The sequence below is a fragment of the Syntrophomonas palmitatica JCM 14374 genome (assembly GCF_001311885.1).
Classification (GTDB): Bacteria; Bacillota; Syntrophomonadia; order Syntrophomonadales; family Syntrophomonadaceae; genus Syntrophomonas_A; species Syntrophomonas_A palmitatica.
This window is the reverse complement of the sequence record NZ_BBCE01000031.1, coordinates 1-12,362: the sequence shown is the minus strand read 5'-3', so window position 1 is coordinate 12,362 and position 12,362 is coordinate 1. Positions and strand designations below refer to the sequence as shown.

The window sequence follows — 12,362 nt, the reverse complement described above, 5'->3', positions numbered from 1 at the left end:
CCCTCCTCATTTGCTTTTGCTTATTTATACGACTATTGCAAATAAAAAAAGGGGGTAAAAAGTAAATTTCTTATATATTTCTATCCATTTCTGAGAACTAAATATTTTGTTGGTATTGTTGATACATAGAATAGGGAACATTTTTATAAAATATGAAGGATTAGCAGGAATTCAAAAACATTTAGCGAAACACTGTTGCAGTATGGTTTTAAACATCCGGAACAAAAAGGAAGGAGGGAAGAGTAGATGCATCATTACAAGGAGATCATCGCCAGTTACGCGGACAAACCCGGGGGATTAATTGAGGCCTATCATGCTATCCAGAAGGAAATGAGCTATATTCCAGAAGAGGCTATAGCCGAAGCAGCACAGGTATTCAAGCTTCCGGTCAGCCAGGCTTACGGAGTAGCGACCTTCTATTCCATGTTCTCCGTTAAATCCAGAGGCAAGAACGTAATCCGGATTTGTGAGAGCGCACCTTGTCATGTAGCTGGGGCTGCAGAAGTTATTGCGGCTCTCGAAAGGGAACTTGGAATCAAGATGGGCGAAAGCACCGCAGATGGAAAGTTTGCGCTTGAGTTGACTGAATGCGTTGGACAGTGCCAGGCTACCCCGGTTATCACCATAAACGGCAAGCCTTACCTGGATGTAAGCCCGGCCAAGATCCCCGATATCCTTGGGGAATACAAATAATATAATCAACTTAAGGATTACCTTTGGAAAACCCCTGTTTTCCAATATTAATTAATTATCCGGAAAGGAGGATATACATGGCCGAAGAAATGAGAATCGTACTGCGTAATTATGGCAAAATCGATCCGCTTAAGATCGATGATTATATTGGCCAGGGTGGATATAAGTCCCTGGAAAAAGCTCGCAGTATGGATAAAGCTGCTTTAATCGACGAAGTGAAAAAGTCGAATTTAAGAGGTCGCGGCGGCGCAGGTTTTAACTGCGGCATGAAGTGGTCTTTTGCAGCCCGCGCCCAGGCGGACCAGAAGTACGTTATCTGCAACGCTGATGAAGGCGAACCCGGAACTTACAAAGACCGTTTGATCATGGAAAACGACCCGCATACCCTTATTGAAGGTATGGCTGTATGTGCTTACGCAATTGGCGCTACTAAGGGATACATTTACCTCAGAGGGGAATATCCCTTTATAGTCGATACTCTGAACACTGCCATCTCCCAGGCCAAGGAGAAAGGTTTCCTAAAAGACTTTGATCTGGAGGTAAGGAGCGGGGCCGGCGCATATGTGTGCGGTGAAGAAACAGCTCTGATCGAATCTATCGAGGGCAAGCGCGGCGAGCCCAGATTCAAACCCCCCTATCCCCCGAATGAAGGACTGTGGAGCAAACCAACCATTGTCAACAACGTAGAAACTTATGCCAACATCCCCGTTATTCTTGAAAAGGGTGCTGATTGGTATGCCTCTATTGGAGTTCCCTCCTATCCCGGCACCAAAGTCTTTACCCTGACCGGTGATGTAAACAATAAGACGTTCTTCGAAGTTCCTACCAATACCACCATCAGAGAAATAATCTTCCAGTTCGGCGGCGGCATCGCCGGCGGCAAGAAATTCAAGGCTGTCCAGATCGGCGGAACTTCGGGTGCCTTTATCCCTGAATCACTGCTTGACACCCCGGTAGCTTTCGATAACATGAGCGCTATCGGAGCCACTCTGGGTTCAGGCGCTACCTTCGTACTAGATGAAACCAGGGATATAGTTGATGTGGTTACCCGCATCATGAAATTCTTTGAACATGAATCTTGCGGCAAATGCGCTCCCTGCCGTGAAGGCACCGCCAGGATGCATGAGCTTATGGAAAAAATCAACGAAGGTCACGGCAGTGATGTAGACACCGCCCTTTTGAACAAACTCGGCACTGTCATGTCCTATTCCTGCCTGTGTGGTTTGGGTCAGGCTGCTCCCGCACCGGCATTGACAACTATTCAGCACTTTGGCGCCGATTATAAGGCCAAATTTAAGTAGGAAAGAGCAAAGGAGGGAAAATGCAAATGGTTAATATCACAATAGATGGAATCAAAACATCCGTTCCCGATGGCTCTACCATCCTGCAGGCCGCTAATGCAGTCGGCGTGAATGTACCGACTCTTTGCTATCATCCCGACCAGTCAATTAAGGCCAACTGCCGGGTATGCGTATGCGAAGTCGAGGGCAACCGTCTTTTACAGGCTGCCTGCTCTCAGCCGGTTATGGAAGGAATGGTCATCAAGACCAGGAGTCCCAAGGTTATCGAAGCCAGGAAAACCATACTGGAACTGATCCTGGCCAATCATCCCCAGGACTGCCTGAATTGTATCAGGAACGGCAACTGTGAACTGCAGGATCTGGCTTCTGAATATTGTATTCGGGAAAATCCCTTTGAACTTAAAGTACGTGGATTAGCAAAAGACTTTTCCACCCCGTCCCTGTTCCGGGATCCTGACAAGTGCGTATTGTGCCGCCGCTGTGTAGAAACCTGTTCAGTAGTACAGAGTGTAAATGCTCTGGGCCTGGAAAATCGCGGCTGCCACGCTATGGTAGTACCTACTTTAGGTAAAGACCTGATTGACAGCCCCTGCATCATGTGCGGTCAGTGCATTCATGCCTGCCCAGTCGGCGCCATTGGTGAAGTTGAAAACATTAACGACTTCCTGAAAGCGGTTGCTGACCCGGACAAGGTAGTTATTACCCAGATCGCTCCGGCGGTACGCGTAGCTATCGCTGAGGAAATCGGTCTTAATACCGGCGAACTGCCCATGGAAGTATTTGTACAGGGATTGCGCCAGATTGGTTTTGACTATGTTCTGCACACTAACTTTACCGCTGACCTTACCATTCTGGAAGAAGGCAACGAACTTTTAAAGAGACTCAAAGAAGGCGGAACTCTGCCGATGTTTACCTCCTGCAGCCCAGGCTGGATAAACTTCTGTGAAACCTTCTATCCTGACCTTCTGGACAATCTGTCCACCTGCAAATCGCCCCAGCAGATGTTTGGCGCTCTGGCTAAAACCTACTGGGCGGACAAGATGGGCATTGATCCGGCCAAGATCGTATCCGTTTCCATTATGCCCTGTGTAGCCAAAAAGTTTGAAGCCAGCAGACCGGAAATGAGAGACTCCGGATTCCAGGATGTGGACTTTGTTCTCACCACCCGTGAAATCGGGCGTTTATTCCGTATGTCCGGTCTTGATTTCTCCAAGCTGCCCGCTTCGAAATTCGATTCCTGGATGGGTGAATACACCGGCGCGCCGTAATCTTCGGAGCATCAGGCGGTGTTATGGAAGCGGCCCTGCGTACGGTTTACGAGGTTGTTACCGGTGAAACCCTAGAAGATGTAAACTTCACCGTTACCCGCGGAATTACCGGCATCAAGGAAGCTGAAGTAGACCTGGCCGGCACAAAGGTTAAAGTAGCTATCGCCAACGGTCTGGCTAATGCCCGCAAGTTGATGGATCAGGTCAGAGCCGGTCAATCTCCCTATCACTTCATAGAAATCATGCTTGTCCCGGCGGTTGTATCGGCGGCGGCGGTCAGCCCATAACCAAACGTAACGCCAAGAGGGTTGAACGCATTGAAGCTATATATGTGGAAGATGAAGGTCTGCCGGTGAGAAAATCCCATGAGAATAAAGAAGTCAAGGTTCTGTATGATGAATTCCTGCATGAACCGCTGGGACACAAATCCCATGAACTTCTGCATACTCACTACCACGCTAAAGGCAAGAAGTATCTATAAGACTAGCTTAAAAACCGGGCTTACGCCCGGTTTTTTATTTACAGTGATTTATAATAAGGGCCTCGGGAGGTCAGCAGGGTAATCTCAAATGGTGCCTTTTCGAGCGCAGCGAAGAAATCTTGTTCTTGGCAATTTTAATACCCCCAGGTATGACATTAAAAGCTGCATCAGATAGACCTGGAGTCTCTCCGTCTATTTCCAGGCAGGCGGCATATTCAGAATGTATCTTGACTTCCCTTCCCCTGGCTATACTAATTTTTGGATGCTTCAGGTGGGTTCCTTTATAAACCAGGGGTAAGTTGTACAGAAGTTCAGCTTTCTTAAAGTCTTTTAATATAACAACATCGAGCAGGCCATCATTGTATTCAGCATGTGGCGCAATCATCATTCCACCGCCAAAATAGCGTCCATTGCCTACCACACTCAAAACGGATGCTCCGCAATATATGGATATGCCATCAACACTTATAGATAAATTCCGGTTTTGAAAACCTGCTATTGCACCAACAACAGACAGGAGAAAGGATAAAAACCCCCCCAAAGCCTTGCTGTTGCGATTTACACGTACGCATACATCAGCCCCGAAGCCTATGTCGGCTACATTGAGAAAATACCTTTCGCAAGGCTCTCCTTGCCAATTATGAAATTGGGCATGTGCCAGATCGCAGGTAATGATTTCAGGGTTGTCAAGCAGGTTGCAAATTCCGTCTAAATGCCTCGGGAAATGCAAAACTCTGGTGAGATCTCCGCCTGTACCCATGGGTACGGCTGATAAACAGGCATTAGGATTTATTAATTCTCCTTGCAAATAAAAGCCATTAACTACTTCATTTATAGTTCCGTCACCGCCTACGGCTATCACCAATTCACAACCTTCTCGCAGTGCCATACGGGTTATGTCTACGGCATCCAAAGGCGCCGATGTAAATATGTATTGAAAATCATATCCCCTGCTCTGCAGAGCAGCCGCGATTTTTTGCCATTTCTTCCGGGTACGGCCGTTGTTGGAAACAGGGTTAACCACGAATACTGTCTTTAATTTATTCATTTTTCCGCCCTAATTGGTATAAAATTTGCTGCTATTATAACACAGGTTTCTCTCTTTTTACGCCCGTTATTATTCGTAACGCAGAGCATCTATAGGGTCGAGGCGGGCTGCCCGGTTGGCTGGATAAAGGCCAAAAAATATACCTACGGCAGTGGAAAAAGCAAAGGCCAAAGCCACTGTTCCCATAGAAAGCTGGAAGGGAATCTTGGCGGCCAGACAGACGGCTGCTGATCCAATAAGCCCCAATATTATACCTATAATGCCTCCCAACAGGCTTAAAACCACAGCTTCCACTAGAAACTGGGCCATTATGTCTTTTCGACGTGCGCCTACTGCTATGCGTATACCGATCTCTCTGGTACGTTCTGTAACAGACACCAGCATTATATTCATTACCCCTATGCCCCCGACCAGAAGTGATATACCCGCAATTGCTGCAATAATCATAGTAATTATACTGGTTATTTTATTGGCCGCTTGCAATTCCTGTTCCATATTAAAAGTCTGGTAAACCTTTTTCCCTTTGGCATCATGCCTTATTTCCAAGGCCTTTACCACCTGTTTGGATACCTTATTTACCTGGTCTTTGCTTATGGTTGCTCCGTCCAGTTCGTAGATCATACTGGTAGGGAAAAGGTCAAAATAAAGCTGTATAGGTATATAGGCGGTTCCCTGACCTCCGCCTCCCAGGAAACCAGAACTGTTCCTGCAAACCCCGCATACCATTACCGGGGTTTGACCCAGGGTAAGGGTCTCACCTACTGGATTGGCTCCCACCCCAAAAAAACGGTCGGACATTCTCTGATCGATCACAACGATCTTTCGAGCGGTAGAATCGTCAACATTACGAAAGAACCGTCCCTTTAGCATAGCAATATTGCGTATTTGCGCATAACCGCTTTCAGTACCGATAACTGTTGCGGTTTCCTTTTTGCGTTTACTCTGAAAAGCGGGAGAAGCGTAGGATACCGGTACCAGGGCGCGGATGCCTTCAATTGATTGCCGCAAGACCCTGCACTCCTCAACAGTAATCTTATATCGTTCATAGTCACCATCATCAGGCTGATTTATAAAAACCATGAACATATTGGACCCGATGCTTTCCATCTCGGTCATGATCTTTTTTTGTCCCCCTTGTCCCAGGGTAACGACAATAATCACCGCCGTAACGCCAATAATAATACCCAATACGGTTAAGGTGGACCTCATTTTATTGACCCAGATACCCTCAAGGGCTACTTTGACCATTTCCAGCCAGTTCATTATGAAACCTCCTCATTATCCAGCATGGTCAGTCTTTGCTGGGCCTTAAGCGGTTCATATACGGTTTCAGATTTAATTAAGACTCCATCGCGAAAATAAATGATGCGTTCGGCATGCTGCCCGATTTCCGCATCATGGGTAACGAGAAGAATAGTGCTTCCCCTGGCGTGCAGTTCCTGCAGAAGTGCCATAACTTCCAAACCGGAACGGCTGTCTAGATTGCCAGTGGGTTCGTCAGCCAAAATCAAAGGGGGATTGTTAACCAGAGCGCGGGCAATCGCGACACGCTGTCTCTGCCCCCCGGATAGTTCATTAGGACGATGCATAGCATGATCAAGTATGCCGACCCTTTCCAGGGCCATTGAAGCGCGGCGTTTCCGCTCGGAAGGCGGTATTCCCGCATAGAGAAGGGGAAGTTCGACATTGCGCAGGGCATTAAGACGGGGTAATAGATTAAAGGTCTGGTAAACAAAACCTATCTTTTGATTGCGAATAGCGGCTAAATCATTTTCACTCAGACCGTCAATATTGATTCCATCAAATTCATAACTGCCCGAACTGGGCCTGTCCAAACAACCGATTATATTCATCAAGGTGGTTTTGCCCGAACCCGATGGTCCCATTACCGCTAGAAATTCACCAGAGGTGAGGTATAGCTCTACGTTTTTCAAGGCTTCAACTCTGATACTGCCATTTTCGTAAACCTTGGAAATAGATTTTAGAGCTATCATTTTACTTTAACCTCGCTCCCGTTTTTTAATCCGGGAGGCGGATTCAAAACCACCTTATCTCCCTTTTTCAAACCGGATATAACTTCAATGCGGCTGTAATCGCTCATTCCGGTTTCAATTTTCTGCTGATAGGCTTTGCCATTTCTGATTACATACGCCCACGATTTACCCTGTTTTTCGACCAGGGCTTCAAACGGAATCACCACCGCATGGGAATTAACCCTGGTGGTAATCGTGAGTTCTACATTATACCCAGGACGCAGTTCGGTATTCCTGGGAAGTGTGACTATTACAGGAATGCTGCTGCTTTCTCCCTGCGCTTTTTGCCTTATGAGAGCTTCCAGGCCTAATTCGGTAATTCTACCATGATATTTCTGACCGGGAACAGCGCTGGCATTGACGATCACTTTTTGTCCTGGTTTGACTTTATTGGCATCAGCCTCAGCGATATCGGCTTTTATGTTCAGTTTGCTGGTATCTCCTACTGTGACCAGGGCATCATAGGGATTTACCTTGTCCCCCCTCTGGACAACCAGAGCCATTATTTTCCCGTTCAACGGACTTTTTAATTGTTTTTGTTCTGCTTGTACTTGTGCCACCCGCAAAGCTTCACGATTCGATTCCACCGCGGCTTGCAGAGCAGCAATCTTATTCTGACTGCTGCTGCGGGCAGCTTCTAAAAGTGCTCTGGTTCTTTGATACTCGATTTCTTTCAGATGAAACTCAGCCTGGCTGGTTTCCCACTGCTCCTTGGATATCGCGCCTGCTTCGAAAAGAGCCTTATTACGCTGGTATTTTTCCCGGTTCAAATTATAATCATCTTCGGCTTTCAAAAATACTGACTCAGCCTCGATTAAATCCAAACTTTTTCCGCCGGCCATGGCTTTGGCATAAGCAGCTTCCGACTCATTGAAGCTGGCCTGGGCTTGCATAAGTTTGTGTTCAGCTTCGGGAATTTCCAGCTCCAATAAAACCTGGCCTGTCTTTACAGTCTGCCCCAGCTTCACTCGAGAAGCCTTCACCCAACCGCTCACCTGGCTGTATATGACCTCCCTTTCGGGAGCATATACTTTGCCAGAGGCCAAAACCGTTTCTACCATCTTTTTTTGACTGACTGCAGCAGTCTTAACCTGAATACCTGCCTTTTGATTACTTCTAAATACATTTAGACCGATTATAGCTCCAATTAAAACTATTACCCCGGCAATAAGCAATAGCTTTTTACGGTTTGTTTTTGTTTCAATCACTGCTTCATTATTCAAAGATGGTCTCTCCCTTGCAATAAATATCCTTATGTATTAAGACCATTCAAATCCTGATTCTATGACAGCATTTTTTATAACCCGGCTGCGGGAGCAAATTTTGTTGCCACAACCACCTTAACAGCGGTATATAGAACCCATAGGCCAAAAATATACAAGCCTACTTTTTTGCTGTCTTTGTTCATAACAACCGCCCCGCCCAGGCTAAGCAGGATCAGACCCCACACAACAAACAAATCGACTGAATTTAGAGCATTGAATAAATATCCTGAATTCGTATCCGAGGGCAAAACCAGCGCCAGGCTGGTTTTAATTGAGGTTATAGCTTTCATGCCCATAAACTTAACCATGACGGATTTGACAATGGCGCCGATAATTACTGGCAGCCAGGCAAAAATGGACACTGCGTACAGTTGTTTAAAATTAGCCTGGCCAATACTGAACTGGTTAAATATTACCAGGACAACAGCCTGAACCAGCCAGATAAGGGGAGGAACCAGTAAAGCGCCAATAACAGCCGTAATAACGACAGATTTTAGGCCAGCCTCCAGCATTTCCGGGGTAAAATTAGGATTCTTCATTAACATTTCACGGGTGAATTCTTTGGTTTCAGGCAAAATCAACACTATGGTCAGGGTATATAATACGATCATAATTAAGGCTGGAAATAAAATCTGCGGGTTTTCACCAATCGACTTGAAGGTTTTAACGGGAGAAACGATTATACTCCAAAATCTTTGCCCCATACTCATAGAAATTTCTTCAGACATATATAACCCCGCTTTCTTATTTTCTTAATAATCTTTATTCGCTTTTGCAAGATAATATCCTTCACATCCCAGCCGCGATAGCATTAATAAACTTGAGAATTTAATCCCTGTACCTAATGCATTCTTTTCTATATCTATATAGGTTGAAAACTGCGACATAAACCATTTAAGCAAAAAATAATTATAAATATATTCCAAATCGTTGTTTGTTTTGGTACTATAGTAATATATATTATGACAATTAGTTAGTAACCATGGATAATTAAGAAACGGGGGGAAGCTATGAATCTTCTGTTGAGAAATCATTCACCAAGCTTGACTTATGATGAAATCAGGAATGACGACCTCTGTATTCCTGAAGAATTGAAAAACAGCGCCTCCCGTATTATTTCTTATGCTAATATAAGCGCTGAGCAGGGTCGGACTTTTCTGAACAACCTTGAATCTTTCCGCATACTCAAGGATAAATCTATATATGACCCTCATTCCAGAAAGCTGCTCGAATCCATATCTAAAACATTTTTTGAGATTTATGTATTAGTTTTAAAAAGAGTATTATCAGAAAAAAATGACAGCCGACTTTTACAAATGTTTCTGCGGTATTGTTATATGGATGAAAAACTGCTTAAACCTGAGCAAGTAATTTCCCTGTATGAATTGGTTGACCAGGAACATGGCAGTGAGGAAAATTCAACTTATGTAATCACCAGCTGGCTAGAACTGATCTTAAACCGGAAAAAAGATCCTTCCATTAATCAATTCGGCCAGGATTATTATGAAGTATTCCGCGAAATGAAAAAAAGAGGGCAAATGGATGACCGGGATAAGGCCGCTTATGATGCCGATACAAACCGCCGCTTGCAGCACGAAATCGACAATCTCCTCCAACTTGGGCAACGGCTTTGTTGTGGGCATGGCGGGTATTTTCCCATCTTACATAGCGAGCAAATTAATCAGGATATTACTCAAACCCTGGTAGACAATAAAAAAATTTCAGCCAGTCTCAACCGGATATTGGAGATCGATTTTTCCGCCTTTCACCGGGAAATTGTTTACAGCGTGCCTGAAAAAGGTATTAAAAGAGAATTAATAATGATCCCGGTCATGCCGGAAATTATTCTTATTCCAACTTTCGGGTCACGCGGTGTTATGTGGCAGGAACTGACTGGACGGGTGAGAACAACCGCCGGTCGTTTCATTTTTCCCATATTTAGCGGTGTAAATCTTGATAAGCTTATGGTTGAAGTAGTAGCAAGGTTCCGTTGGGAGCTTTCCCGCACCATGTTTAATTATGCCAGGAATGACAGCTACCAGAATTCGTTAACCGGCGACTATTCAAGCTACATCCAATTTTACAAAAAGAACCGCGATTTATCCGCAGAAGCAAAAGAAAAACTCAAAACCCAGATAGATAAACATCGTAATAATATTATTGAAATATTTACATCTGACTATGATACCTGGATTAACTTCGAGGCTCAGGGATTAATTAGGCTAAATAAAGTATGCCGCGAGATAATGTTTAAGCATTGTCCTTTTTCTCGTCCCGTTCGCGACCAGTTGGAAAAACAGCCCCTATATACGCAAATGATTACAAAATACAATAACATCCGCAACAAAGAAAACCGTCTGATGCAAGCACATTTCGCAAAGCTGACGCCGCACGGCTCCCCCATGGATCCTAACCTTACACATCATCTGAATTATTCCCAATCATAATGCCAATTGGATCAGTCCCGATTTAATGGTATATAAACTGATACTAAATCATCCAATATTGGTGCGGCAAAAGAATTCACTGATGGTATTATATATTTAAGACCCAATTATCACTTCATTTTTATGTTGATCTAATCAATAACGCTTGATCAGTGGAGGAATTGGATGGACCAGGGGAAACGCTTTGACGATCTCTATGTTTTGCGTATAATCGCCACCATTGCGGTTATCGCGATTCATACTACCTCACAGAACATGACGCAATCTGCACTGGGTTATTACGGTAATCAGTTAGCCCGGTTTTCTGTACCGATGTTTCTCATTCTGTCAGGATTTCTACTGTTTCAAAGTGATCTCAATTCAAAATTTCTGCCTCTGACACAGTTTTACCGCAAACGTTTTAAGCGAATTCTGCTGCCCTATTTTATCTGGACGATATTTTACAGCCTGGTAGTGCATTATTATTTTAATGGCCTGCAAAACGCAAATAAAATCTTACCTGATCTTATCAAACATTTATTCTTAGGCAATGGCTTTACTCACCTTTATTTTGTGGTTATCATTATTCAGCTCTACTTGTTATATCCCTTTATACGCCGGGTTTTTCAAGCATATCCGCGTCTGCTGCTTATGGCCTCCCTGCTGTTATCTGCAGCTTGCCAGTACTTTTTGTTCCTGGGCGCAATACGGACTATTCATTTATCTGCCTTTTGGGAACCGATTTATCTGATCGCTTTTCCGGTTTGGATATTCTACTTTTTCCTGGGCATGTATCTGGCTATGTTTGACCAAAATCTTGAGAAATCAGGGGGATTATCCTGGGCAAGCTGGCTGGCGATATGGGCGGGCAGCTTTGGCCTGCTCCTATGGGATAGTTATAAAAATGCAAGCTATGCCCTTTCAATTAGACCTGCGGTTATGCTTTATGCTGTTATGAGTTTTTTCTTTATGCGTGCTTTCATCAATCATTTTCCAGTTAAAATCGGACCATTTATGCAATGGTTTTCTGATCAATCGTTTCTGATTTATCTGATGCATCCCTTATTAGCAAATTTTCTCGTTTTTATTTCACTCCGGGTAATTGGGCAGCCTTATCTGTGGTCAAGTAATTCAGGAACTCTAGTAAAATTTGTGCTTACCCTGGTATTAACATTAATAATCACCTATGGTATCAGCCGCACTCCTATAGCCAGGCCCCTGGGCGGAGTAAGAATAAAATAATCTATGCATAAAAATATAAATTATAAAAATCAGAGAAGCTGATATATATGATTCTCACCAGAGTATCACGGTATGTTAGTCAATCACCTCGCCATTAATTTGACCGTCCCAGCCCCGGACCGCAGGTCCGGGGTCTGTCAGAAAAATATTAATTCCTGGCAACATCCTACTCCGACGGCGTTAGCCTAGTGCCGCCAAATAGAAGTACGAAGTACTGACTGGCGGCGCCCACACATTACATTTCAAAACCGTCAGCCCTGGACCGCAGGTCCGGGGTCTGTCAGAAAAATAATAATTCCTGGCAACGTCCTACTCTCCCACAGAGATCTGCAGTACCATCGGCGCTGGAGAGCTTAACTGCCGTGTTCGGTATGGGAACGGGTGTGGCCTCTCCGCTATTGTCACCAGGAAAATTAATTTCGTATTCAGTTTTTGGCATCGCTCGTATTCTCTCATACTGGACGCCTTCGGCCCAGCATCAGGTATATCGGCCTTCGTCTCTTCGCTCCGCTTCAGGACGAACCCTCGATATTCCTTGGCCCATGCCTTTCAGGCAGGATGTGATAATCCGGCATTTCATTCCTCACTTTGTTCGGATGAAACGC

The 12,362-nt window shown here is 44.7% G+C and carries 9 protein-coding genes, 1 rRNA gene and 1 pseudogene; 5 read left to right on the top strand and 6 right to left on the bottom strand.

Annotated elements, in window-relative coordinates:
* Window positions 1–246: 246 nt before the first annotated feature.
* From nuoE to JCM14374_RS12500, 3 genes and pseudogenes are all read left to right on the top strand, one after another.
* Window positions 247–693: an NADH-quinone oxidoreductase subunit NuoE gene (gene nuoE, locus JCM14374_RS12510; protein WP_054698040.1), complete on the top strand. Its 447-nt coding sequence runs from the start codon at window positions 247–249 to the stop codon at window positions 691–693.
* Window positions 694–770: 77 nt separating this feature from the next.
* A complete protein-coding gene (nuoF, locus tag JCM14374_RS12505; protein WP_054698037.1) occupies window positions 771–1,994 on the top strand; it encodes an NADH-quinone oxidoreductase subunit NuoF in 1,224 nt (407 codons plus the stop codon).
* Between the two features lie 20 nt (window positions 1,995–2,014).
* A pseudogene (locus JCM14374_RS12500) lies at window positions 2,015–3,743 on the top strand (NADH-dependent [FeFe] hydrogenase, group A6).
* Window positions 3,744–3,813: 70 nt separating this feature from the next.
* Here JCM14374_RS12500 and JCM14374_RS12495 read toward each other — a convergent pair.
* From JCM14374_RS12495 to JCM14374_RS12475, 5 genes are all read right to left on the bottom strand, one after another.
* On the bottom strand, window positions 3,814–4,791 hold the full coding sequence (locus tag JCM14374_RS12495; protein WP_054698034.1) for a diacylglycerol/lipid kinase family protein: 978 nt from the start codon (window positions 4,789–4,791) through the stop codon (window positions 3,814–3,816).
* Between the two features lie 69 nt (window positions 4,792–4,860).
* Window positions 4,861–6,054, bottom strand: a complete 1,194-nt coding sequence (locus JCM14374_RS12490) for an ABC transporter permease (RefSeq protein WP_054698030.1) — start codon at window positions 6,052–6,054, stop codon at window positions 4,861–4,863.
* The gene (locus JCM14374_RS12485) at window positions 6,054–6,785 is read right to left on the bottom strand and encodes an ABC transporter ATP-binding protein (RefSeq protein ID WP_054698027.1); all 732 of its coding nucleotides are present in this window, start codon (window positions 6,783–6,785) and stop codon (window positions 6,054–6,056) included. Before JCM14374_RS12485 ends, JCM14374_RS12490 begins: the two co-directional genes overlap by 1 nt.
* Window positions 6,782–8,047 (bottom strand): efflux RND transporter periplasmic adaptor subunit, encoded by a 1,266-nt coding sequence (locus tag JCM14374_RS12480; protein ID WP_054698025.1) that lies wholly within the window; start codon window positions 8,045–8,047, stop codon window positions 6,782–6,784. The genes JCM14374_RS12485 and JCM14374_RS12480 overlap by 4 nt, the downstream gene beginning before the upstream one ends.
* 74 nt (window positions 8,048–8,121) lie before the next feature.
* On the bottom strand, window positions 8,122–8,817 hold the full coding sequence (locus JCM14374_RS12475) for a YIP1 family protein (protein WP_054698023.1): 696 nt from the start codon (window positions 8,815–8,817) through the stop codon (window positions 8,122–8,124).
* Between the two features lie 282 nt (window positions 8,818–9,099).
* Between JCM14374_RS12475 and JCM14374_RS12470 the strand changes: the two genes are divergently transcribed.
* Window positions 9,100–10,536, top strand: coding sequence for a DUF8509 domain-containing protein (locus JCM14374_RS12470; protein ID WP_054698020.1), 1,437 nt, complete (start codon window positions 9,100–9,102; stop codon window positions 10,534–10,536).
* A 165-nt stretch (window positions 10,537–10,701) separates the two neighbouring features.
* Entirely contained in the window at window positions 10,702–11,757 is a 1,056-nt protein-coding gene (locus JCM14374_RS12465) for an acyltransferase (RefSeq protein WP_054698018.1), read from the top strand.
* A gap of 296 nt (window positions 11,758–12,053) precedes the next feature.
* Here JCM14374_RS12465 and rrf read toward each other — a convergent pair.
* Window positions 12,054–12,166, bottom strand: a 5S ribosomal RNA gene (gene rrf / locus JCM14374_RS12460).
* Between the last annotated feature and the right edge of the window lie 196 nt (window positions 12,167–12,362).